This is a genomic window from Paeniglutamicibacter gangotriensis Lz1y, from assembly GCF_000348945.1.
In the GTDB taxonomy this organism is placed as follows: Bacteria; Actinomycetota; Actinomycetes; order Actinomycetales; family Micrococcaceae; genus Paeniglutamicibacter; species Paeniglutamicibacter gangotriensis.
Map to the genome: position 1 here is coordinate 378,937 of NZ_AOCK01000002.1, position 22,201 is coordinate 401,137.

The 22,201-nt window shown below is 62.8% G+C and carries 21 protein-coding genes and 3 tRNA genes; 5 read left to right on the forward strand and 19 right to left on the reverse strand.

Annotated elements, in window-relative coordinates; genetic code table 11:
• Nucleotides 1-36: 36 nt before the first annotated feature.
• From ADIAG_RS04735 to ADIAG_RS04810, 13 genes are all read right to left on the reverse strand, one after another.
• Nucleotides 37-663, reverse strand: a complete 627-nt coding sequence (locus ADIAG_RS04735; protein ID WP_007270178.1) for a hypothetical protein — start codon at nucleotides 661-663, stop codon at nucleotides 37-39.
• Nucleotides 664-739: 76 nt separating this feature from the next.
• The gene (locus tag ADIAG_RS20745; RefSeq protein WP_007270179.1) at nucleotides 740-1,339 is read right to left on the reverse strand and encodes a PRC-barrel domain-containing protein; all 600 of its coding nucleotides are present in this window, start codon (nucleotides 1,337-1,339) and stop codon (nucleotides 740-742) included.
• Between the two features lie 1,097 nt (nucleotides 1,340-2,436).
• Entirely contained in the window at nucleotides 2,437-2,934 is a 498-nt protein-coding gene (locus tag ADIAG_RS04750; RefSeq protein WP_051059818.1) for a hypothetical protein, read from the reverse strand.
• Between the two features lie 589 nt (nucleotides 2,935-3,523).
• Entirely contained in the window at nucleotides 3,524-5,020 is a 1,497-nt protein-coding gene (locus ADIAG_RS04755) for a malate:quinone oxidoreductase (protein ID WP_007270181.1), read from the reverse strand.
• Nucleotides 5,021-5,099: 79 nt separating this feature from the next.
• Nucleotides 5,100-6,941, reverse strand: a complete 1,842-nt coding sequence (locus tag ADIAG_RS04760; protein ID WP_007270182.1) for an ABC transporter substrate-binding protein — start codon at nucleotides 6,939-6,941, stop codon at nucleotides 5,100-5,102.
• Between the two features lie 137 nt (nucleotides 6,942-7,078).
• Nucleotides 7,079-7,160: transfer RNA gene (locus ADIAG_RS04765), tRNA-Leu, on the reverse strand.
• 91 nt (nucleotides 7,161-7,251) lie between these two features.
• Nucleotides 7,252-7,746, reverse strand: coding sequence for a thioredoxin-dependent thiol peroxidase (gene bcp, locus ADIAG_RS04770; RefSeq protein WP_007270183.1), 495 nt, complete (start codon nucleotides 7,744-7,746; stop codon nucleotides 7,252-7,254).
• 80 nt (nucleotides 7,747-7,826) lie between these two features.
• Complete coding sequence (locus ADIAG_RS04775; RefSeq protein ID WP_007270184.1) at nucleotides 7,827-8,498, reverse strand: ATP-binding protein; 672 nt, start codon at nucleotides 8,496-8,498, stop codon at nucleotides 7,827-7,829.
• 513 nt (nucleotides 8,499-9,011) lie between these two features.
• Entirely contained in the window at nucleotides 9,012-9,434 is a 423-nt protein-coding gene (locus tag ADIAG_RS20750) for a hypothetical protein (protein ID WP_152426051.1), read from the reverse strand.
• 76 nt (nucleotides 9,435-9,510) lie between these two features.
• Nucleotides 9,511-9,586: transfer RNA gene (locus ADIAG_RS04790), tRNA-Lys, on the reverse strand.
• Between the two features lie 330 nt (nucleotides 9,587-9,916).
• Nucleotides 9,917-10,201, reverse strand: a complete 285-nt coding sequence (locus ADIAG_RS04795) for an MGMT family protein (RefSeq protein ID WP_007270186.1) — start codon at nucleotides 10,199-10,201, stop codon at nucleotides 9,917-9,919.
• A 2-nt stretch (nucleotides 10,202-10,203) separates the two neighbouring features.
• Entirely contained in the window at nucleotides 10,204-10,761 is a 558-nt protein-coding gene (locus ADIAG_RS04800; protein ID WP_007270187.1) for a DUF488 domain-containing protein, read from the reverse strand.
• Nucleotides 10,762-11,083: 322 nt separating this feature from the next.
• Nucleotides 11,084-11,156: transfer RNA gene (locus tag ADIAG_RS04810), tRNA-Lys, on the reverse strand.
• Between the two features lie 252 nt (nucleotides 11,157-11,408).
• Between ADIAG_RS04810 and ADIAG_RS04815 the strand changes: the two genes are divergently transcribed.
• The 3 genes from ADIAG_RS04815 to ADIAG_RS04825 all read left to right on the forward strand — a co-directional run bounded on the left by ADIAG_RS04815 (nucleotide 11,409) and on the right by ADIAG_RS04825 (nucleotide 15,227).
• Complete coding sequence (locus ADIAG_RS04815) at nucleotides 11,409-12,335, forward strand: 2-hydroxyacid dehydrogenase (protein WP_007270188.1); 927 nt, start codon at nucleotides 11,409-11,411, stop codon at nucleotides 12,333-12,335.
• A 274-nt stretch (nucleotides 12,336-12,609) separates the two neighbouring features.
• Nucleotides 12,610-14,727 (forward strand): catalase, encoded by a 2,118-nt coding sequence (locus ADIAG_RS04820; RefSeq protein ID WP_007270189.1) that lies wholly within the window; start codon nucleotides 12,610-12,612, stop codon nucleotides 14,725-14,727.
• A 200-nt stretch (nucleotides 14,728-14,927) separates the two neighbouring features.
• Nucleotides 14,928-15,227 carry a DUF4193 family protein gene (locus ADIAG_RS04825; RefSeq protein ID WP_007270190.1) on the forward strand — a complete coding sequence of 100 codons (300 nt, stop codon included), beginning with the start codon at nucleotides 14,928-14,930 and terminating at the stop codon, nucleotides 15,225-15,227.
• A 443-nt stretch (nucleotides 15,228-15,670) separates the two neighbouring features.
• On the opposite strand, the gene ADIAG_RS04830 is transcribed toward ADIAG_RS04825, so the two are convergent.
• From ADIAG_RS04830 to ADIAG_RS04850, 5 genes are all read right to left on the reverse strand, one after another.
• Complete coding sequence (locus ADIAG_RS04830; protein WP_007270191.1) at nucleotides 15,671-17,230, reverse strand: molybdopterin-dependent oxidoreductase; 1,560 nt, start codon at nucleotides 17,228-17,230, stop codon at nucleotides 15,671-15,673.
• Nucleotides 17,231-17,355: 125 nt separating this feature from the next.
• The gene (locus ADIAG_RS04835; protein WP_007270192.1) at nucleotides 17,356-18,195 is read right to left on the reverse strand and encodes an anti-sigma factor; all 840 of its coding nucleotides are present in this window, start codon (nucleotides 18,193-18,195) and stop codon (nucleotides 17,356-17,358) included.
• Nucleotides 18,195-18,743 carry an ECF RNA polymerase sigma factor SigK gene (gene sigK / locus ADIAG_RS04840; RefSeq protein ID WP_043473326.1) on the reverse strand — a complete coding sequence of 183 codons (549 nt, stop codon included), beginning with the start codon at nucleotides 18,741-18,743 and terminating at the stop codon, nucleotides 18,195-18,197. Before sigK ends, ADIAG_RS04835 begins: the two co-directional genes overlap by 1 nt.
• Before the next feature lie 227 nt (nucleotides 18,744-18,970).
• Complete coding sequence (locus ADIAG_RS04845; RefSeq protein ID WP_007270194.1) at nucleotides 18,971-19,660, reverse strand: fasciclin domain-containing protein; 690 nt, start codon at nucleotides 19,658-19,660, stop codon at nucleotides 18,971-18,973.
• 562 nt (nucleotides 19,661-20,222) lie between these two features.
• Nucleotides 20,223-20,693, reverse strand: a complete 471-nt coding sequence (locus tag ADIAG_RS04850; protein WP_007270195.1) for a GNAT family N-acetyltransferase — start codon at nucleotides 20,691-20,693, stop codon at nucleotides 20,223-20,225.
• A gap of 348 nt (nucleotides 20,694-21,041) precedes the next feature.
• Here ADIAG_RS04850 and ADIAG_RS22350 point away from each other — a divergent pair, with 348 nt between their 5' ends.
• Both ADIAG_RS22350 and ADIAG_RS04855 read left to right on the forward strand, forming a co-directional pair.
• On the forward strand, nucleotides 21,042-21,176 hold the full coding sequence (locus ADIAG_RS22350; RefSeq protein WP_007270196.1) for a hypothetical protein: 135 nt from the start codon (nucleotides 21,042-21,044) through the stop codon (nucleotides 21,174-21,176).
• 167 nt (nucleotides 21,177-21,343) lie between these two features.
• Nucleotides 21,344-21,820 carry a pyridoxamine 5'-phosphate oxidase family protein gene (locus ADIAG_RS04855; RefSeq protein ID WP_007270197.1) on the forward strand — a complete coding sequence of 159 codons (477 nt, stop codon included), beginning with the start codon at nucleotides 21,344-21,346 and terminating at the stop codon, nucleotides 21,818-21,820.
• A gap of 104 nt (nucleotides 21,821-21,924) precedes the next feature.
• On the opposite strand, the gene ADIAG_RS22620 is transcribed toward ADIAG_RS04855, so the two are convergent.
• Nucleotides 21,925-22,131, reverse strand: a complete 207-nt coding sequence (locus tag ADIAG_RS22620; protein WP_223178809.1) for a DUF6480 family protein — start codon at nucleotides 22,129-22,131, stop codon at nucleotides 21,925-21,927.
• Nucleotides 22,132-22,201 lie beyond the last annotated feature (70 nt).

Here is a 22,201-nt window from a genome sequence, read left to right on the forward strand (position 1 = left end):
TCCCGCGCCGGATTTTTATCCCTCCGGCCGGGAGAATCACGTTGGCCGGTCGCTCTCTCGGCCTAGTGCCTCAGCGCCCCTGTCGATGCGGCGATGGTAACGCATGCCCGCCAGACCGCCCAGGATTGCACCGACCAACGGGATGATGACTGCGATGGCCAAGGCCACCAGGCCCACTGCCGACATCTGCCCGCCCTCAACTGAAAATTGAGGCACGCCGTTCAGGTTGCCCAAGGCATCGAACTTGGCGCCGGCAAAGGCCGTCAGTCCAGCGACCACCAAGGCAGCAACAATGGCCCAGACCCATACGGCAACGCCCTGGCGCACCCCGTTGAAGCGGGCCATGCGGCCTGCCACGTAGCCGCCACAGTAGTAGGCCACCAGCAGGACCACCACCAGGGCGATGCCGGAGACCCAGCCGACGGCGTCCGGATTCTGGGCGACGGAATCGGCGGCCGACTCCAAGTCCGTGCCGGTCGCCAGGCCGACACCGGCGCCGAAGGCCGTGAGCAGTGCGGTGCCAAGTACGCTGATGCCCATTGCCGTGACCCAGCCGAAGAAGGCGCTGCCGATCTTTACGCCACCAAACCGGTGGCTGTCACGGGAAAGCTTCTCGTGGCTTCGGTGGCTGGAGGTGCTTGATCCTGTTCCGGTGGATTCCATGTCTACCCCTTCTACTTTCGCGGGTCGGAAGTGTGGTCGATGGTGTTCGTTAGCGGTGGAACTGGTCGGGTTGCGACTACGGATCCATCGGCTTTGTTTGTCGGCGCTCGGTGGTTTCCGGGCCCTCCTCGGTCGTTTGGCGGCCGTCTTCGACCATTGGTTCGGTGCCATTGGTGTGCTCGGCCTTGTGGACGCCGCGCGTCCGTTTCCCGGCGGTTGGTGTTTCCGGTTCTTCGCCCAGCGCGGCGCCTGAGCGGGCTTCCACGCCGGCGGAGTCCTCATTGGTCTTGGTGTTCGGGTGCTTAGTGGTTCGGGGATGGCCGGACTCGGCATCCCTGGTCTGTTTGTCGGCCCCGAGCCCGGCTTGCGAGTAATACTCGTAGAGTCGGTTCTCGTCGTCGAGGCTGAGATGTCCCACAGGCTCAATGTTTGGCGCGTGGGACACGAAGTGCTTAGTGAACCGGACGTACAGGTTTCCGTTGGAGATTTCCGCATCGTTCAGGGGCACGAAGCATTCGGACGAACCGAACAGCCCGGTTTTCACCGTTGCGAATTGGGGCAGATCCGTCCCTTCATCACGATAGATTTGGCTGAAGGTACCGATTTTCTCCCCGTCGGATCCGTACACAGTAGTCTTCGTGTCCAATAGCGGTTGGAGGTCTTCGTGACGCAGCATGGTACTTACCTTCCGAGCTTCAACGAGTGTTGCCCTGCTTACTGGCAGATGGGGAATTCTTGTTACAGGCCTTCGCAGCCGCGGCGGAGGTCCAAGACGGAGTCGCCAACGGGTGGTCCGGCGGGATACTGGAGGACGTTTTTCGGTGCTGCGTGACCGAGGGGCATCCACCGGCAGGCTTTTGGGCCGCGGCAATGGAAGTATCGTGCCCGGCTCATGATGGACAACGGCCGTCCTCGACATGGTGCACCTCCCGTCCGTGACCAATGTTCCCTGCGGAAAAGGATATCGACGTTGGATTCCTTGGGTCGCCTACTTCGCAAGCCAAACACCGACGCAATCGGCAAGCAAGCCAAGTGCGATTCGCGCGAGCCACATTTGGTGATGCAACGAAATTGTCTTGGGAAAATCCCAAGTTCGAAATTTACAAGAGTGCGTCCTCGAATACCGTGCCTCGGTTTCGGGCGTGGCACTGGGTGGGAGACGGTGATTTAGTACACGAGGCTTCGGTCTTTACGTGGCTTCGTCGCCGCAGATGGTTCCACTTCCAAGTAGAACCATAAACACCGTGGAGTGGGGCAACGGGGTTTTGCATTCTCGCTAGTTCAGTTGCGCATCAAGGAATCCCGGTCGGTGGAGATCGCCGAAGATGGTTCCTGGTTATCGATGGTTTCCCCCGCGGACCCCTGCGCATCCAGGACAGTATGTGATGCAGGTTCTTGGGCTTCCAGAGCGACGGGATATGCAAGGCAAGCAAAGCACCGAGCGTGTGCGCTTTCAAGGGGCCAGGTACATGGTCCGGGGAAGGGTCAGGACGCGATGAGCGGCAGCTCCCGGTGGGCCCGTTTCTGGCCGGTGATCCAATTTTTCCATTCAATCTTCAGCGTGTAGTTGCCGGCCATGGGTGGATGCAGGAGCAAATCGTACCTCTCGGCGGTGCGCATGGTGAGGGTGTGGGTGAACAGGTGCGCCCGGGGATCTGGATGCACGCTGGTGGGGATCGCAAAACGGAGGCCCGATTGATTCCGCCATCAAGACGGTTGACCCCTGGGAAGGAATCGGGGGCGTTGTCTGTCGCTTTCGCTGGTGCGTTGTCGCTAGACATGAGCTTCCTCCAGGAATCCGGGACGCCAGCTCACTGCCGGCAGGGGTAGTTCCAGGAGCCGGCCGCCCGGATCTGCTATGTCGTCGAACAGGGCGGTGAACACCGTGGCGTCGGGAGGGAACAAGAAGCTGATGTGGGCCCGGACTTGGGCTCCCGGGGCCAATAGTCCCGGAGTGCTGTCGTTCCAGCGGTTGACCACAAGCCACGGCTGGCTGTTGCTCCTGATGCGCAGCTGACCGGGCGAGAACATCTGGTCCTCGTCGCTTTCATTGAAGACCTCAAGCTGGAGCAACAGGTGGTCGCCGAAGGTCATATTCAGTGGTTGCCGGGTCTCGCCCACGGCCGGTTGATGCCCGGCGTGACCAGCTCCGGCCGCGGCTCCGGCCGCCAGGCGTGCCTGACGCTCCACCCTCGAGATCCGGGCCTGTCCGAAGCCGGTGCGTACGGTGGTGGTCCCAGAGGGGCCGGCACCGGCGAATGCAACTGCCAATGCAGCGATACCGCCGGTGCCCAGGACAAGCGAGGCCCCCAGCGTGATGCCGAAGGCTCGGCGCGAGATCAGAGGTCTTTCGGCCTCTGATTCGATGGATTCCGACCAGAAGTCGTGATGGCGCGGTTTAGCACGATTTCCTCAGGATCCGAGTGCGGCTGGTTCGGTCTCCCCAAGTCGACTAGCAAACTCCGGACGTGGTCAAGACCCAGAGATAATCTCATAAATGTAAATACATCCCAAGTATTGAAGCCATTGTTGTGCGGCCTATTCAAGCCGCTGTAAAGGGGCCGTAAAGAACGGGAACGGAATGACGCACGAACTCGTGTCCCCAACGAGGGCGCGTGGCACGGATTTGGCGAGGGAAGTGGGGTGCTTCAATGCGCGTATGAGCCCTGCCTGGGAACGATACGGCGGGAAAATTGGGGCATGGACGCAGAATGTGGACCCTGTGCCAGGGGTGGTGCCACAGGAAGGGAGGGGAAAGCAGAAGCCCGGTTCCAGGATCCCTCCACTCAATATGAGAGGGGGACGACGAACCGGGCTTCGGTGTTCTCCGGCACAGAGGCCGGCGAGATGCAGCTGCTTTCTAGGAGAGCTTGAGGACCTTATCGGTCTCTGCACGCACCTCGGCGTAGAGCGAGGGGTTCTCATTGAGCTTCACGCCGTAGGACGGGATGATCTCCTTGAGCTTGGACTCCCAGGAAGCGAACTGCTTCGGGAAGCAGCGGCCCAGCAGCCCGATCATGATCGGGGTAGCGGTCGAGGCGCCAGGGGAGGCACCGAGCAGACCGGAGATGGTGCCGTCTTCCGAGGTGATGACCTCGGTGCCGAACTGCAGCACGCCGCCCTTCTTGGCGTCCTTCTTGATGACCTGGACACGCTGTCCAGCGGTGATCAATTCCCAGTTCTCGCCCACGGCCTCGGGAAGGTACTCACGCAGGGCGTCGTCCTTCTTGCTCCGGGACTTGAGCACTTCCTTGATCAGGTACGTGGTCAGATCCAGGTTGTCCTTGCCAACAGCCAGCATCGGCAGGATGTTGTGCGGGCGGATGGACAGCGGGAGGTCCAACAGCGAGGAGGTCTTCAGGAAGTTGGTGGAGAAGCCGGCATAGGGGCCGAACATCAGCGAACGCTTGCCGTCGACGAAGCGGGTGTCCAGGTGCGGGACGCTCATCGGTGGGGCGCCTACCGAGGCCTGGCCGTAGACCTTGGCGTGGTGCTGATCGATGATGGCATCGTCGGTGCAACGCAGGAACTGCCCGGATACCGGGAAGCCGCCGAAGCCCTTGATTTCGTCGATGCCAGCCTTCTGCAGCAGGCCCAGGGCGCCGCCGCCGGCACCCACGAACACAAACTTGGCCTTGACCGAACGTTTGGCCTTGGTGACGTTGTTGCGTACATCGAGGTTCCAGCCGGCACTGTCGCGCTTGAGGCCCGTGACGCGGTGGCCGAAGTTGACCTCGACGCCGTCGGTGGACAGGCTCTGGGTCATCTGGCGGGTGAGAGACCCGAAGTCGACATCGGTGCCCGAGATGACGCGGGATGCGGCGACCGGTACGGAGCCATCGCGGCCCTGGGCCACCAACGGGGTCCAGGACTTGATGGTGTCCAAGTCCTCGGTGTGCTCAATCTCGTTGAACAGCGTCTGCGGCTTGAGGGCCTCGTAGCGGGTCTTGAGGTACTTGGCGTTGTCTTCGCCGATGACGAAGCTCATGTGCGGCAGCGGATTGATGAAGCTGGCCGGATCGCCTACCTGCTTGTTCTTCACCATGTGCGAGAAGAACTGGCGCGAGACCTGGTACTGCTCGTTGATGCCGATGGCCTTGGCCGGATCAACGGATCCGTCCGCGGCAGGGGCGGTGTAGTTCAGCTCGCAGAGGGCCGAGTGGCCCGTTCCTGCGTTGTTCCAAGGCGACGAGGATTCGAGGCCAGCCTGGTCCAGATTCTCGAAAAGGCCAATGCTCCACCCCGGCTCCAACTGCTTGATCAAGGTACCGAGCGTGGCGCTCATGATTCCGGCGCCGATGAGGACGACGTCGAACGATTGGCTGGTGGATTCAGAAGGCACGAGGGGGTTCTCCATTGAAAGTTCTTCTAGACTCTACGCAAGGCTAGCTTGATGCGGGGGTCTGGATGAAATTGGCTGCTTGACAGCAATGGTATTAAGTGTTCAGTCTCACATCGGAGAAGACTTCATCCAGCACCGGGGACGAGGGATAGTTCTTCACCGTGTCGTTGAACGCCAGCGCGGAAATCGGGAAAGCCAGCGGCAACGCCGGCAGATCCCGGGCCAGCGTGTTGGCCAGACCCTCGTAGGCGGTGATGCGTTCGGGCCCGGAGGGCATCGAACGGGCCAGTAGCACCTGGGCGTTGAGGATGGCGGAGTCGTAATCGAACTGCCGGTTGTTCGAGGCGAACAGCGCACCCATGAAGTCGTCCGGGTCCCGGTAGCCGCCGTTGAAACCCAGCAGGTGCAGACCCGGAATCTCCCCGGAGCGGACCTTGGCCACATACCCATCGGTCCAGTCAACGGGCATGGGCTGGAGCTTGATGCCGGCCAGGGCCAGCTGCCGGGAGATCTCCGCATAGATGAGTGCGGGCAGCGGCAGGTAGGCCCGGGAGATGTTCAGCGGGTACAGGAACGGGATGGGGGTGCCGTCGTAGCCGACCTTCTCGAGCAGTTCCTTGGCCTGGTTGAGGTCAGGGCCGAAGTAGGTGTCCGAGGCCTTGATGCCCAGCGAGGCCGGCAGGAATCCGCGGGCCTCCTTGGTGCCGGAGATGAAGAACTGCTCAATGAGCTTGGACCTGTCGATGGAATGCGCGATGGCCCGGCGGAACCCGTCCTTGGCAAGCCAGGGATTGGAGCGGTTCATGCCCAAGTAGGTGACCGAGTAGGGGTCGCGCTGCACGATCAGTTTTCCTTCGCGGACCAATTCACGCAGCCCGGTCACCGCGACCATATCGAATCCGTCGATGTCTCCGCGGCCCAGTGCGCCCAGCCGCCCCGAGGGGCTGCGGATTTCGTGGAAGATCACCACAGTGGGTGAGGTGGAGTTGGCCGCAATGGCCTTGGCATCCCAGTAGTCGCCAAAGGCGCTGAGCGTGATGGCCCCGTCTTCCCAGGAAACGAACTTGTAGGGCCCGGTGCCCACGGGGTGGGCGGAGAGCGCCGAGGTGTCGGTCCCGGAGGCAGGAGCGGCAGCCAGTGCCGTGGGAGAGGCCATGGCCAGGCCCGGCAGCGTGAGCGCCTCGATGAGCCCGGTGATGGGTTTGCGCAGCGTCAGCACCACGGTGTGGGTGTCGGCGGCCTCGATGGAACCGAAGTAGTTGGCGCTCCCGCCGGTGGTGGCACCGGTGAAGGGGTCGGCGGCCATCTGTGAGCGCAGGGATTCAAGTAGCTCTTCTTGGGCCGCATGGTGTGCCTCGGCCTGCGGATCAACGATGTCGTTCCCGTTGGAGTCGGTCTCGGGCTTCGGCTCGGGAATGGTGTCAGGGAGTTTGGGTAGCTGATCGTTAAAGCGAAAGACCTGAGTGAAGCCTTGGTCCGAGTTGGAGCGCACATCGGGGGGCAGTGCCACCCAGTGCTCGAAGTTTGCCACCACCGCCGTGGCGTTAAAATCGGTGCCGTCGTGGAAGGTAACCCCGCGACGCAGGATGAAGGTGTACTGCATCCTGTCCGGGCTCACGATCCAGTCGGTGGCCAGCTGCGGGACGGGGGCTCCGGTCTCGCGGTCCACGCCAATGAGGCCCTCGTAGATCTGCCGGGTGATGCGGAAGGTCTCATTGTCCCCGGAGATTCCCGGATCAAGGGTGGCGGGGTCAGCAGCGGAGCCGAAGTGAAAGGTGCGGATCACCGGTTCGTCGGTGGCCGTGGGGGTGGAGGGTGCTGGGGTTTCCTTGGGGATGCAGCCGGTCAGTGCCAGCGCGGCGAGTCCCAAACCGCCGGCCAGGAAGGTGCGGCGGTTGGCCCTGGGGGGTTCCGGGCTGTGCGTCTGGCGTGGCACCAAGGACTCCTCGATAGTTTGGGACCCCGGCCCTGGACGGCCATGGACCTGCTGTCATAAACGAACAGGGCCCCCGGAATCGACCGGGGGCCCTGCGCGATGCCGTCGGGGCCATGGGCTCCCGGCGGGCTGATGTGTGCGAGCGGGGGGACTTGAACCCCCACGTCCGAAGACACTGGAACCTAAATCCAGCGCGTCTACCAATTCCGCCACGCTCGCAAGGCAGTGAACTGCTTTCGAAGTTCGGCAGGAATCAGTCTAGCGGAGAAAATCGGCTCGTTTGATCGCTTAACGGGTTTTGGGCGAAACTTTACTTCTGCTCGAGGCCCAGATCACGCCGTAACTTCGTCACATGGCCGGTGGCGCGCACGTTGTACTGGGCCACTTCGACGACTCCGTGCTCGTCAAGAACGATCGTCGAGCGGATCAGCCCCTCGTAGGTGCGGCCGTAGTTCTTCTTTTCGCCCCAGGCGCCATAAGCGGCGGCGACGGCATGGTCCTCGTCGGCCAGCAGCGGGAAGGTCAGTTCTTCCTTGGCGGTGAACTTGGCCAGCTTGGCCGGCGCGTCGGGGGAAATGCCCACGACCTGGTAGCCGGCGGACGTCAAAGAATCCAGCGAATCGCGGAAGTCGCAGGCCTGCTTGGTGCAGCCCGGAGTGGAGGCGGCCGGGTAGAAGTACACGATGGTCTTCTTCCCGCGCAGCGAGGACAGGGCCAATTCCTGGCCCCGGGCGTCGGTCAGGGTGAAGTCGGGTGCTTGGTCGCCGGCGGCGAGGCGGACGGCTTCGGTGGAGTTCTCACTCATGGATGTGGGTATTTCCTTACTGCTAGGAATCCGGGCCCGTGACAGGGTTCGGGCGGATCGAAGGGTGGATGGGTCACTAGCTAAGAGCCTATCCAATATGCGGCGGGCCGTGGTGTCGGCAGAGCAGGAAAACTCGATCGCCAGCGGGTGTGTCGTTGCCAGAGTGGGGACCGCGTGGCCGGTGAGGTGCTGTTTTTGGTAGCTGTCAGTAAAACGAACTGCGGCGGAGCGATTCCCGGCTCGAAGCCGGCCTCGCCGCCGGGTGGCTCCTGGTCCTCATCATTTTCTCCGGTACCACCGAGCAAGCTGCGGGTCAGCGTGGCGGCATCGGACATGAGCTCGTTGGCGGCCGCGCTCAAGTGGGTGTCGGATGGTTCTTCGCCGGCTACGGCTGCCAGCAGGATGGCGCGTCGGGTCAGTTCCTTGGCGAACGAGGCGGTGGTTCCCTCGATCTGCTCGGCAATGGAGGCGATGGCCTGAGCCGAGGGCTTGAGCCCGCGTCCGTAGAGTTCCAGCAGCGCCCGGCGTGCAGCCAGATCCGGGCGTGGCACCGCGACGGCCAAATCGACGCGGCCGGGACGTTGGACCAAGGCCTGTTCGAGCAGTTCCATCCGATTGGTGGTGAGCAGGAACGCCGCGTCCGCGTCGGTGGCCAGACCATCCATGGCGTCCAGGACTTCGAAGAGCAGAGGTTGTGGGCCGTGCCCGAAGCTCCTGTCCTCGGCGATCAGGTCGCAGTCCTCGAGCACCACGCATGGCCGGCGCCAAGGCGCGGGCCATGCGTGCGGCCTCGCTCACGTAGGCCAGGGTGTTGCCCGAGAGCAGGATGACGGTGTGTCCGGCCGCGGCGGCGGCCAGATAGCGCACGGTGTGGGTCTTCCCGGTGCTTGGAGGGACGTAAAGCAGCACTCCGCGCTTCAGGTGCGCTGCGTGTGCGAGGAGTTTTTCGCGGTGCTCCCCGACGCCGAGCACCTGGGCGGAGATACGTTCAAGGGTTCCGTCGGGCAGGACCACGTCCTCTTTCGCCACGGGAATGCGGTGATGAAAGGTGATTCCCGCGGCCGAGGAGGAATATTCGCTGAGCGTGAAGGAAGTGACATGGCCACGGAAGATGCTGTTCTCGCGTAGACCGGTCTTTAAATGTTTGAGGAAGTCATCAACTGCCGCGGGGTTGGCTCCCATGACCTCCAAGGTGACCGAGTTGCGTCCGTATTGCGGATTCGCCTGGCGCAGCAGCGCCACCAGCGGATTCCCTGCCCGGGAGATTAGGTAAAGGCCGGAGACGATGCGTTTCTGAACATCGGGTCCCACCGAGACGGTCTTGTAGTCGGGCTCGCCCAGCCAACCGGATTGCATCTCGTTTTGGCCACAAGGTCAGAGAGTTCCAGATGGCGGCGCTGTTGTCCGGCTAAGCCGTGCACTCGGGAAGCGGGATCGTCCGCGAGCAGGGAATCCATGATCCCTGACGCGTCGACCAGACGGTGGGCGGCAAAGGATTCCAGGACCACCGGCAGGGCGCCGGGCGCGGTGCCCAGGTGCGCGGTGCCCAGGTGCGCGGCCAGGACCGGAAGCAACGGTGTGCCTCCTAAGACGTCGGAGGCTTGGGAGGCCATGCGGGTCAGGTGGGAGAAGTTTTGCAGGAAGGAAGCCAGCTGTTCGTCCTGGATCCGGAGCTTACCGCGCGCCACCGACACTTGGGGGCCCGAAGCGGCGGCGCAAAGCAAAAGACCCGACCTGCCGTGGGGCAGATCGGGTCTTTCCGGATGGTGCACCCCTCGGGACTTGAACCCGAAACCTACTGATTAAGAGTCAGTTGCTCTACCAATTGAGCTAGGAGTGCTAAGCCGCACTGGTCAGCGCCCCATGCGGGGCCCGTCCTTGCGACGCAGATAATCATAACCAGAAAACGACGCAAAGATAAAATCTGTACCCATTGGTCTGCGCGCGCATCAAAAAGCGCGGAATTGCGCGGTTTTTGGGACAACTTTTGCCGAGAAAGGGGATATTTAAGGTTTTTTGCTGAGAAAACATCCATGGTGATGGTGCCCACACTTCTGGGTAGTCTGCTGCCCGGGTTGGCTTTCTCCCCTCCAGCGGGACCTCGTGGCTGGTGGATTCATCAATGGCTCAGGGGTTGGGTGCCAAGTGGATGGTGCCCAGCGGCAGGCGCTCAGCGGTCCTTGGTGGTTCGAAGCCCGGCCAGGTCAACCCGGTCCTGATGGAACGGCACGCCTTCTGATTCGAGCAGCGCGCGGGCCCCGCCGTGGTGACACGTGGCGGGTTGTCCATCGGCGTAGATGACCCTCCACCACGGCACATCATCATCAAGACGCGCGACGGCTCGGCCGGCCTGTCGGGGACCCAGCCCCACGGCGCGGCCGACTTCTCCATAGGTGGCGACCTCCCCGGGCGGGATTCCCAGAACGAAGGCGCGCACTTCGGCAACGGGGTCCATAACTAGTCCTTCGCGGGTGCGGGGTAGATGATGCGGTTATCGAGTACCTGCGCGAAGGGTGTCATGTCCGAGGTGCGGGTCGAGGAGGGAGAAATGATGTCGAAGACTTCTGCCCCGGCGTTCAGCAGTGCGTCGGTGATTAACCGGCGGTGGCACCTCCACGGCACTGCCTCGCTGCACATGATGGCCGGCACACCGTTTCGCACCAGATCCAGGAGCTCGGCCAGCCCGGAGTCGAACTCGCCGGTGGCCATGTAGTCGGCATAGTCGCGGAAGGCCTTGACCCGCCAGCCGCCGTTGGGGGTAGGAGTGCCCGCCGGGGTGTGTCGGCGGCCGCCCAATTGACGGATCCAGCGGTAGCCAATCTCCGCCGGCAGGGCTTCTTCGATGGCGGCTTGGTTCCATTGCGGGAATTTTCGTGAGGATGGATAGGAACGCACATCCACCAGCTCGGTGACCTGGTGGGAGCGCAGCATCTCCAGGACCTCGGCAAACTCGCGGGTGGAGTGGCCGATGGTGAATATCGTGGTGTTCGTATCTGCTGTGAGCTGGTGAGTCACGCTTTGCCTCCCTTGCTGGCCATTGTGCGGCTCGTGTCGTGCGTTGATCCGCGGGTAGCTAATGTTCCGGTCCGCGGGACGCGTTCCTGTGCAAGAGAGCCGGCGGATCTAATCGAACAGTAGCAGGTTCACCGGGGCATCATCCGGAAGGGAGGTGGTTGGTGCCACCGAGAACGGGAGCTGGGAAGCGAAGCGATCAATGCCGAGGGCGGGGTGATTGGCAGGGTGCCCGCCTCGCGCCTTCTGAGGTGGCCGAAGGGCAGTCGTTCCGGTGAAAACAGAAGATCCGGCTTGCTGTGGCAAGCCGGATCTTTTCTGTATGTGCACCCCTCGGGACTTGAACCCGAAACCTACTGATTAAGAGTCAGTTGCTCTACCAATTGAGCTAGGAGTGCGTTTGTTGTTTCGCTGGAAGTTCGTGGCTCCCGCGCTCTGCAACGACATGAAACTCTACCAGCTTGACGGCCGATTGCAAACCGAAACCCAGCTTTGCGATTGAGGTCACAAAAGCGATCTTGAGATGGGCCGATGTGATCAATAGGGGAGTGGTGCCACGTCGCGTCACATAGACAGTCATTTGGGTGGGGGCAGCGTTTTGTCCTTGAGGGTGCCAGTGACCGGGCCATACGCTGAAGAGTATGAAGCAGATGCGCGTTGTGACTTTCCCCAGTACCGAGCTCCTTGAAGCCGTCGGACCGTTGCCCGAGGGGATCAGTGCCGGTGTCTGGGACCTTGGCGGGGACCCCGTGGGTGTGGAGCTCGATGACATCGACGTGGCGGTCTTTCCCTACATGGCCAACTTCTCCGCCCTGCAGGGCGTTCGCCGGGCAAAGAACCTGAAGATGGTGCAGACACAGACCACCGGGTACGACGGAATCCATGAGCTGGTGGGTCCGGAGGTCGGGGTAGCTACTGCTGCAGGGGTTCATGCCGCCTCGACGGCGGAACTGGCCATCGGTTTGGCGATCGCCTCGTTGCGCGGGATCGGGGAGTCGGTGCGCGATCAGAGTCAAGCTCATTGGAACCCGCAGCGCTGGCCCGGGTTGGCCGACCGCAAGGTCGCCGTGGTGGGTGTGGGCGGCATCGGCGAGGAGATCCGCAAGCGGCTCGAGCCCTTCGAAGTACAGCTGAAACGCTTTGGCACCCGCGCCCGCACCGATGAGCATGGCCAAATTCTGGCGGTCGAAGACTTGGCAGCCCATGCCCCGGATATCGAGGTGCTGATCTTGATCGTTCCGCACAACGCCGGCACGCACCATCTGGTGGACGCCGGGCTGCTGGCCGGATTGCCCGATGGCGCGGTGGTGGTCAACGTCGCCCGCGGACCGGTGGTGGACACCGACGCATTGGTTGCCGAGCTGGCGACCGGACGGTTGCGCTGCGCCTCGGATGTCTTTGACCCCGAGCCGCTTCCGGCCGACCACCCGATCTGGGAGTTGGACAACGCGCTGATCATCCCGCACAACGGGGGGAACACCGAGGCCTTCCTGCCGCGCATGACCGCGCTGCTCAAGCGCCAGGTCGCAGCGTGGGCCACGGGAGGCACGCCGGAAAACCTGGTGGCGAGGCCGTAAATAGGTGCCCTGGATCACGGACCGCGGTGAAACTCCATTGCGGTGGGCCCGCCGCGCGGGGTTGCCGGCAGCGCAGGCGAGGGCAGTGGTGCCAGAAATCCCTCCCCGGACGGCATGCGAATACCTTGACCTGGGCAGGGGAGCCGGGCCTACGGTAGGTGTGGCGGCGTCGTGAAACGAGTCACGTTCATTTTGTGGAGCGTGCTTCGCCGTCCGCAGGTCCAAGTTCATCGATCATGCCCGGTGCGGGCACCGAACGAAAGCGAGATTTGGCATGAGCACCCCAACCCCCGAACCCACCCAGCCCAAGAAGGCAAACCCGAACGCAGACCCGGGACACCCCCAAGGTAAGGCCTTGACCACCAGCCAGGGCACACCCCTGAAAGACACCGACCATTCGCTGAAGGCCGGGCCACGCGGACCGGTCCTGCTCCAGGACCACCACCTGCGCGAGAAGATCACCCACTTCGACCATGAGCGGATCCCCGAACGGGTGGTCCACGCCCGCGGGGCCGGGGCACACGGCATCTTCACCAGCTACGGCACCGGCTCCAAGATCTGCAGCGCCGAATTCCTGGCCGAAGGCGCCAACACTCCGGTGTTTGTCCGGTTTTCCACCGTGGCAGGCTCGCGCGGTTCGGCGGATACCGTGCGGGACACCCGCGGGTTCGCCACCAAGTTCTACACCGGGCAGGGTGTCTTTGATCTGGTGGGCAACAACATCCCGGTGTTTTTCATCCAAGACGGCATCAAGTTCCCCGACGTGGTGCACGCGGTCAAGCCGCACCCGGACCTGGAGATCCCGCAGGCCCAATCCGCCCACGACACCTTCTGGGACTTCGTCTCCCTGCACACCCAAGCTCAGGCCCACACCATGTGGTTCATGGCCGATCGCGGCATCCCGCGGTCCTTCCGGATGATGGAGGGCTTCGGGGTGCACACCTTCAGGATGACTGGCCCCGACGGGTCCACCTCCTTGGTCAAGTTCCATTGGAAGCCCAAACTCGGGGTGCATTCGCTGGTGTGGGAGGAGGCCATGCTCACCAACGGCGCGGACCCCGATTTCCACCGCCGCGACCTCTCCGAGGCCATCAAGGCTGGGGCCTTCCCCGAATGGGAGTTGGGCCTGCAGGTGTTTGAGGACAATGAGGAGCAGATGTTCAAGGGCATCGACCTGCTCGATCCCACCAAGTTTGTCCCCGAGGAACTGGCACCGGTGACGATGGTGGGAAAGATGGTCCTTGACCGAAACCCGTCGAACTACTTTGCCGAGACCGAGCAGGTCGCCTTCCACCCCGGGCACCTGGTGCCGGGGATCGATGTCACCAACGACCCGCTGCTCCAAGGCCGGCTCTTTTCCTACATCGACACGCAGCTGACCCGGCTGGGCGGCCCGAACTTCTCCCAGCTGCCCATCAACCTGCCCCACGCCCCGGTCAACGACATGCTGCGCGACGGCATGCACCAGACATACATCCACGAGGGCATCGCTCCGTATCATCCGAACTCGCTGGACGGTGGCTGCCCGTTCATGGCCGGGGAGGGAGGGAACATGGAACTGCCGTTCATCGACTTCCCTGAACGCGTCGCCGAGTCCGTCAAGGAACGCGCCAACCCGGTGTCATTTGACGACCACTACAGCCAGGCCAGGATGTTCTACCGGAGCTTGGCCACCGTGGAGCAGCTTCATGTGCAGCAGGCCTACGCCTTTGAACTGGGCAAATGCGCCAGCGAAACGGTGCGGGCGCGGCAAGTGCAGGCTCTGGCCAACATCGATGCCCAGCTGTGTGCAGCAGTGGCAGGGGAACTGGGCCTGCCCGTACCCGAGGCTGACACCGAGGTGCCCGACGCGGCACTGTGCCCCTCGGTCTCGCAGCTCGGGGGCAGCTGGCCGGTCGAGGGCAGGGTGGTGGGGATCGTGGCAAGCCACAGCACCGACGCCGCGGTGATCGAGCGCTTGGTGGCGGACGCCAACCTGGCGGGCATGCGGCCGCTGCTGGTCGCGCCGGTCGGTGGCACGCTGGCCGACGGGTCACCGGTGGATAGGACGTTGCTCACGGCCCGCTCCATCGAGTTCGACGCCTTGGTGATAGCAGATGTCCTGTCCCCGTCGGACGGTGCCCGGGTGGATCGCGATACCAAGGCCGGTGCCCCCACCCCCGAAGGCGGCAAAGATCTCGACCCGCGGTTCGTGTTGCTGCTCCAGGAGGCCTACCGGCAATCCAAGGCGATCGTTGCGCTGGACGGGGTGGGGCTTCGGTTCCCTGATGCCGGGATTCCCGCCGAAAGCGCCGGGGTGCTGCCAGCCGGGGTGGAGGAAGCCGTGGAGTTGGTGGCAGCGCTGCTGGCCTCGCACCGGGTGTGGGCGCGGTTCGATTCCCCGACCTCCTAAGCATCTCTGCGACGCCGGCCACGTGCCGGCGTCGGAGGGCCGATCGGTGGCTGTGCCAGGGCTTCTCTCTGCTGCTTTCGACCCCGATTCCGCCACACCTTCCGGTGCGCTTCGTTACGCCCACGGTGATCGGGTTTGCTTCATTGTGCCTGTCGTGCCTAGTATTTCGTGACTATCCAGCACCAACCAAAGGAATTGCCGTGGCCCAGGATTATGATGAGGTCCGACCAGACGTTGCCGAGGCATCTGAGCGGGTGCTCAAGTCCGTCCAAAAAATCGACGCACCCAGCGCCAAGAGTGTCCAGTCCGACCTGGAAGAAACCGACCTTTCCGAAGGTCAGGAGCTGCCCGGAGCGATTGTGCTCGACGAGCTGGTCGTAGAGGTCGTCCCCGAGGCTGCAGATGAATTCATCTGCGGCGAGTGCTTCACGGTACGCCACCGTTCACAGGTGGCAGTGGAGCGCGGCGGAGTGAAGATCTGCGTCGAATGCGAGAGCTAGAGCTCACCGCTCGGTAAAGCCATCTGCGACACCCGGGGGCGGAAGGTTCGCGGAGGTGTCACAGATCGTGGACGGCCCCCTGCAGGTGAGGTTTTGGCTGCGACCCGGGCATCGTGAATCGAACACCCCAGCGGCCTCGGGTGGTAATCCCCGGGTCTGTGAACGCGGTGGACGGCATTGGGCGCCTGTCACTTAAACGGCGGGCGGCCGGGGCGCTTGGGGGGGAACCGGTGTAGCGGACACGGCCTTGGGCCGGCGCCCGGCCGTCCCAGCGCCGTGAAGCAACGCTCCTTCCCCTGCTGGCCCGCCGGGGAACACCCCCTGGCAGAGGCGCCGCCGGGGACCGATTCCCGGCCGGATGCGGGGGGGAATACAGACGAACGCCTCTGCAGCTGCCCCCCCCTATCCAGAGATCCAAGCCGAGGCTCGAGACGCTCCGTCGCCTATTCCACGGAGAACTGGACGCGTTGCCAGCCGCTGGAACCATTGGGGACGGGATCGGCTTTCTCGCTGGTTTGAATTTCGCCATGGCCATCAATGGCGCGCACGCTGACGGTGTGGTTACCCGATTCGCCGTTCTCCCAAACGTAGCGCCACTGGCGCCAGGTGTCGAGGGATGCTTCGGCCCCCAGCTCGGCATCCTTCCATTCCCCCTCGTCGATTTGGACCTGGACCGCTGAGATTCCCTTGGTCTGGGCCCAGGCGGTTCCGCCCATGACCACTTTTCCGGCCGGGACGCTGGCAAAGGACCGTGGCACATCCACGCGGGAGGACAACTTGATGGGCCCCTGCTCTGCCCAGCCGCGCGTGGTCCAGTACGCAGCCTTGTCGGCGAAGCGGGTGACCTCAAGATCAACCACCCATTTAGTGGCCGACACATATCCGTAGAGACCAGGAACCACCATGCGGACCGGGAACCCGTGCTCCAGCGGCAAAGGCTCTCCATTCATGCCCACTGCCAGCAGGGCCATGCGCTCATCAGTGAGGACCTCAAGCGGGGTCGAGGCACTGAAACCGTCGATGGACGTTGACAGGACCATGTCCGCGCCCTCCAGGGGCACTGCACGCTCCAGGAGCCTGCGCAACGGGTAGCCCAACCACTTGGCATTGCCCACCAATTGGCCACCCACCGGGTTGGAGACGCAGGTCAAGGTCAGATACGTTTCCACCAGGTCCTCGCCCAGGAGTTCGTTGAAGCTCATGGTGAATTCCTTTTCGACCATCCCATGGACCCGCAACGACCATTCGGACGGATCGATGCGTGGCACCGAAAGTGCGGTATCGATCCGGTAGAAATCCTTGTTGGGGGTGATGAATTTCGAGATGCCAGCCACCTCGACCTGCGCCCCCACAGGTGGTGGCGTCGCCAGGACCTTGGCCGCAGGTAATCCGAGGGCGGAACGGGCCGAATCGGCCACGTTCCGCACCGTGGCCAGCGATTTGCCGACTCCGGTGGCCACTGCCGCACCCACCAGGGCCAGGGTGGTGCCGAGCAGAAAGTTCCTGCGGGAGGCGCCCGGTGCGGGGCCCGGATCCGGATCCAGGGACCTGGCCCTGGCCGCCAGCGTGATCAGCCAGCGCAGGGTGAGCACGCTAAACACCGCACCCAAAATGATGGGAGTCAGATCGACTGGCCCGGTGGCGGGCCGGGACAGCACGGCCGAGCCAATGGCTGCGGCAAGCACGACGATGATTCCGGCCGCGACGGGGAAACTACGAGTGGCCAGCACCCCGACCGCGACAGCTGCGATGGCGGCAACGATGCCCAAGGAAATGAACAGTGCCAATTTGTCGTTGGTGCCGAAGGTGGCAATGGCGAGGTCCTTCAGCCAAGGCGGTGTCAGATCGATGAAGACCGAACCCATGGCCACCAAGGGTGCCGAAGCGGTGGCGAAAAAGACCGACGCCAATTGTGCCACGGCAAAAAGTACAGCTGCCGATGTGAAACCTGAAAGCCCGAAGGCTCCCAGATCCCGCAGTTTTGTTGTTGGACTCTTGTTCATGGGGTCACCTGCCGATACGTTGTGCTGTTTCCTCCTCGGCGTTTGCCAGGAGCAACCATTCACTTCGTATTCGGAACGAGACGACCTGCGGATTGGATGGCAACGGGGCTAAGTCGTGCGGTTTGCTAGAGTTCCTGGACCAAGATCGGATCGGTGGTTGGAGCAGGGGAGCCGGTGGCAGGTTCCACGGTGATGCCGAAGTGGGTCACGCCCTCCATCGAACCAGCAACCATCACCAAACCATCACTCTGGGTTCCATCGAGCATGCCAGCCGAGACCGCCCCGGTTCCCGAGATCAGCCAGAGTTCGTATCCCTTGTCACCGGGCAGGGCCGGCAATCCCGACGTGGTCACAGCCATGGCCCCTTCGGCAGCGGAATAGGCCAAGGTGACCCTGGCCCCGTCATCGATTTCTTGGGTTTTGGACCGGACGTCGGCGGCCGTCAAGATGCGGGTGAGTTCTGATTGCTGGGTGCTCAGCACCGCCAGGCGTTCCTCAAGTTCTTGCTGCTGTGCATTTTGGTTGACCACCACACCGCCCAATGCCCCGGCGGCCACCAAAAGCACGCCGGCAGCCAAGGCGAACATCCGCTGGTTCTTCGGCTTCGCCGTGGTTTCTGCTGGCACCGGTGGGGCCGGCAGTGGCTCGGCGCGCTGCAGGGGCTGTGGATCGTGTGCCGGGGACACCGCTTCGGCCTCGTGGTGGGCCGGGACTGCGGTCTGAGCCTCGGCAGGAGGAAGCTGCGGGGTGTTGCGGATTGCGGCCATAATGTTTGCCTTGACCCGTGCCGGGGGAGCAACGGGCTTCGCCGAGAGGCCGAGCAGGGCTGCAGTTTCCTGTAAGGCGTCCAGTTCTTCGCGGACAGCTTCGGAGTCTTCGGCATGGCGGAGCACGTCGTCGCGTTCCGCATCGCCCAGCGCGTTCAGGGCGAAGCTGCCGGTCAGCTCGTTCTTGTGCTTGTCCATCACGCTACTCCCATCAGGGTTCGAAGTTTGTTCATGCCATCACGTATTCGTGTTTTTGCGGTCCCCACCGGAATCTCGAGCATTTCAGCCACCTCAAGGTGGGTGTAACCACCAAAATAGGCCAATCTGATGGCATCGCGTTGCGTTTCGCTGAGCCGTTCCAAGGCCTGGATTGCTCGGCGGCTTTCATCGTGGTGGATGGCCGTCTCTTCAACGTCATCGTAGCTTGCCTGGAATTCCTTGATGCCTTGGCGCAAGTCACGATCCTTGCTGGCCTGGCTGGCCCGAACTCGGTCAACGGCCCGCCGGTGTGCCAGGGTCAACAGCCACGTGATGGCCTTGCCCCGGGTGGCGTCGTAGCGGGCGGCCTGTTGCCAGGCTTCCACAAAGACCTCTTGGGTCACCTCTTCGCTTTGTGCCTCGTCCTTCAGGACGCGTCGAATGAGGCCAAAGACCTGGGCAGACAGTCGATCGTAGAGTTCTTCAAAGGCGCTCTCGTTGCCCTCGGCAACCTGGAGCATCAGGTCTTCGGGGGTGGGAACGGACATCAGTTCCGTTTCACCTAGTCGATGTGAACTCATACCGTAAAGCGTCTCATGCATTCCAAACTCCACCCGACCTATCTCCTGGTGCGTCGAGAAGATAAGTCTCGACGCGTCCAGCCCCTCGGAGCCCGTGCCCCGACACACGCAGGGGGGCTGATGCATGAGCGGGATCTCCCTCATGCACCAACCCCCTGGCAGACCGATTTCCGCGGTTGCGGTGCTCGCGGCTATTACTTCTTGGCCGGGGGCATCAAGACGGAGTCGATGAGGTAAACCGTGGCGTTGGCGGTCTGGACGCCGCCACAAATCACGTTGGCGTCATTGACCATCAGCTCGTCACCGCTGCCGGTGACCTTTAGATCCTGGCCTTCGACGGTCGTGTGGGTTCCGGCGATGTCGCTGGGCTGGATCTGGCCGGGGACCACGTGGTAGGTCAGCACGGTGCTGAGCATATCCGCGTCGGCGACGACGGCGTTGAGATCTTTTTCCGGAAGAGCTGCAAAGGCCTTGTCGACCGGTGCGAAGACCGTGAACTCGTCGCCGTTGAGCGTGTCAACCAGATCGACCTTGGGATTCAGCTCGCCGGACACTGCAGCGGTCAGGGTCTTGAGCATCGGGTTGTTGGAGGCTGCCACCGCTACCGGATCCTTGGCCATACCGGCAACCGATCCCTCGCCGCTCGGCACTGCCTTGGCGTAATCGGCACAACCCGCGCCAACGAGGTTGGCTGCCGGGTCCATGGCCGATGAGCTGGGCGATTCGCTGGCCATCGATGAGCTGCTTGGTGCCGAGGATGCACTGGAGGGAGCCATTGACTCACTGGAGCTGGATTCGGTTCCCGAGGAGCAGGCGGTCAGTCCCACGGTGGCAACTGCAATCAGTCCAAGTGCTCCAACAAACTTGCTGTTCATGCGCTTCATGTCATTCTCCTTGCCTGGCGGCGACCCGTGGGCTGCCGCACTTCCCCGACCCTGAGTGGTGCGGGCTGTCACAAGGCATTCGGTGCCGTGGCTGACACGGATTGGAAATAGACCAAAATCTTTTTCAGGGGAGGGTCTCCCAACCGCAGGCAGCACGAACGGAGGGATCCTGGCTCTATGCGGACATTGAAGAAGCGGAGAAGAGGCACTTGGTCTCGGCTTCCGGGCGGTACTCCAATCATCGAGTTACTTGACGTTTCCGGATGTGGAATAGCAGCTCGGTATCGGCTTGAATTCCTTGGGCGCTTCTGTGCACCAGGCGCCTTGGCCGGATTTCCGACGGGATGCCTGCATTCGTTCCCAAATCTGGCATCCACGGACGAGATGTCCCACGTGATTTCAGGTTCTCAACAGCTGCTCGCCGAGCATCGGGCAGACACCCGACTAGGGGCCTGCCATCGTCGGATTCGTCGAAGGCCACGGCAAGAGGCCCCCGGAAGGGCGATCGGGATCGCTTCCGGGGGCCTCTTACGCGCGCCGCCAGCAGCCAGCGCGCGTGTGGCTATGTGCCGCGCAACGCGTCCAGGAACGTCGCCGACGCGGTGCTGCCCGGATTGTAGCCGGGGGCCAAGGGCAGATGCACCACCGGGCGTTCGACGGTGGCGGTGCTGCGCCGCTTGGGCGAACCGGTGTATCGGACTCGGTCCAAGCACCGGTGCGGGGTCTCCGGCAACGACAGGAACCGGCGCTGCCAATGTTCCGGGACCATGTAGGTGTACTCCGGCCTCGCGGCCATGTAAATGCGCATTGCCGGACAAAACGGCATGATGGCCAATCGCCTGCGGTGCACATCGTCGAGGATGTGCCCAAACAGCAGCTCAACGAGTTCCTCGGATTTGTGGCGGCGCTTGAGCTGCGTGTAGTGCAACCACAGCTCATTGTCGCGCATGCTGTATTGCGCAAAGCCAACCAGATCGCCCTTTTCGAAGAGTTGGTAGCGGCGCAATTCCTGGTTGTTTTCAATAACCCGCATACCAATCACCACCCTCCCCTGACCGCAGGGCGGAGGGCCCAAGGCCCAATCGACGATCCCGAGGCCCGAAGGCTCGAGGGCAGAAGTTCAACAACGAGTACGGTAGATTGCGTATCGCTGGACAGCTTCATGGGTTGCTCCGTTCGAGAAAACCATGGCCCGCTGCTGAACCACCTTCAGACTACAAAAAAGCGCGCATCAAGGCAATGGCCTTGGGGCAGGCACCGGGTGCTTGCCTGGACGCTTACACGCCAAGTCGGATGCGCGCGGACCTGCTGCACCTGCTGATGGACCACGGCGTCACGACTCTGTCCCCAGCTGATCAGGCGAGCGGAATCGATCTGGTTGATGCCGTGGCTTACCGAGTTGCTCGCCAGCCGCAACACCGAGAAGTCCGTGTTGTGGCTGTCCGGACGCGACCACGCCAACGCCGTGACCAGCCGGGAGTTCAAGGACGCCGCCGTGGAGTTCCTCGCTGTCTGAGGCGGCGCGGCCGGATATATCACCGCCGCAGGGACGGACGCTGGCAGCAAGTTTTCATCCGAGGCTTCGAGGCCCGGGGGCCGGCACGCAGATTCCTTCCATCCCCAGAGAAAATAGGTATCGTTGAGCGGGACCCTGAAAACCGGCGCACCCCAAGGAGTTCCAGCATGGCCAACGAAGAAGTACACAAAGTTATCGAGATGATCAATGACGTGCGTATCGGTATGTTCACCACCCATGGCAAGGACGGCCTGCTCAGCCGTCCACTGACCGTGATGGACGTCGAGGAAGACGGTGACATGTGGTTCTTCTCCCCTGCCGACTCGGAGATCGTCCGCGAGGTCAAGACGCACGGTGAAGTCAACGTCGCCTTCGCGGGAAACAAAAAGTGGGTCTCGGTCAGCGGCAGAGGAACGGTGGTATACGAGGTGGAGAAGAAGCGTGAACTCTGGAACTCGATGGTGGAGACCTTCGCTCCGGAGGGACCCGATTCGCTGGCTACCGTCCTGTTGCACGTCGAGTCCGAGTCCGCCGAATACTGGGAGAACCCAGGTGGCGCGGCCACCCTGGTTGCCAGTTGGATCAAGCAAAAGGTCACCGGGAAGGGCGCTGCCCCCGGCGATTCGAACACCGTGGAGTTGTAGCCCGGGGGCGCGTATTAAAAGGGGCGGTCCGGGTCCGGCGTTAACGCGCCGCACCTGGACCGCCCCAAATCACAGTCGCTATCTTGGCTATGGCTTTGGCAGGACTATTCGTCGTGTCCTTGGTCCTGGCTCATCGAACCTTCACCCGGCGGCGTTTCCCCGGGAGGGACGCCTCCGCCTGGCTCCAGGCCGGTGATTTTTTGCTCCACCGGGTCCGGATTGGACGTGCTGGCATTGTGCGTCTTGGTCTCGTCCTCCTGCTCGTTCGCTCTTTTGCCGGTGTTCTTTTCAGGAATGGATTTCTCGCCCATCAGCTTCTCCCTGTCTGTCTTGTTGGTGGTTGTCGTGGCCTTCTCCGGAGCCGGATCCCGCCGCCGCCTT

Bases quoted from the DNA above. Each gene is read 5' to 3' on its own strand.
- ADIAG_RS04815 (WP_007270188.1), top strand. From the start codon at position 11,409: ATGCGCGTTGTGACTTTCCCCAGTACCGAGCTCCTTGAAGCCGTCGGA.
- ADIAG_RS04795 (WP_007270186.1), bottom strand. From the start codon at position 10,201: ATGGACCCCGTTGCCGAAGTGCGCGCCTTCGTTCTGGGAATCCCGCCC.
- ADIAG_RS04850 (WP_007270195.1), bottom strand. From the start codon at position 20,693: ATGCGGGTTATTGAAAACAACCAGGAATTGCGCCGCTACCAACTCTTC.
- ADIAG_RS22620 (WP_223178809.1), bottom strand. From the start codon at position 22,131: ATGGGCGAGAAATCCATTCCTGAAAAGAACACCGGCAAAAGAGCGAAC.
- ADIAG_RS04835 (WP_007270192.1), bottom strand. From the start codon at position 18,195: ATGGACAAGCACAAGAACGAGCTGACCGGCAGCTTCGCCCTGAACGCG.
- ADIAG_RS20745 (WP_007270179.1), bottom strand. From the start codon at position 1,339: ATGCTGCGTCACGAAGACCTCCAACCGCTATTGGACACGAAGACTACT.
- ADIAG_RS04830 (WP_007270191.1), bottom strand. From the start codon at position 17,230: ATGAACAAGAGTCCAACAACAAAACTGCGGGATCTGGGAGCCTTCGGG.
- ADIAG_RS04845 (WP_007270194.1), bottom strand. From the start codon at position 19,660: ATGAAGCGCATGAACAGCAAGTTTGTTGGAGCACTTGGACTGATTGCA.
- ADIAG_RS04735 (WP_007270178.1), bottom strand. From the start codon at position 663: ATGGAATCCACCGGAACAGGATCAAGCACCTCCAGCCACCGAAGCCAC.
- ADIAG_RS04755 (WP_007270181.1), bottom strand. From the start codon at position 5,020: ATGGAGAACCCCCTCGTGCCTTCTGAATCCACCAGCCAATCGTTCGAC.
- ADIAG_RS22350 (WP_007270196.1), top strand. From the start codon at position 21,042: ATGCCGTGGCTTACCGAGTTGCTCGCCAGCCGCAACACCGAGAAGTCC.
- ADIAG_RS04820 (WP_007270189.1), top strand. From the start codon at position 12,610: ATGAGCACCCCAACCCCCGAACCCACCCAGCCCAAGAAGGCAAACCCG.
- bcp (WP_007270183.1), bottom strand. From the start codon at position 7,746: ATGAGTGAGAACTCCACCGAAGCCGTCCGCCTCGCCGCCGGCGACCAA.
- ADIAG_RS04855 (WP_007270197.1), top strand. From the start codon at position 21,344: ATGGCCAACGAAGAAGTACACAAAGTTATCGAGATGATCAATGACGTG.
- sigK (WP_043473326.1), bottom strand. From the start codon at position 18,743: ATGTCCGTTCCCACCCCCGAAGACCTGATGCTCCAGGTTGCCGAGGGC.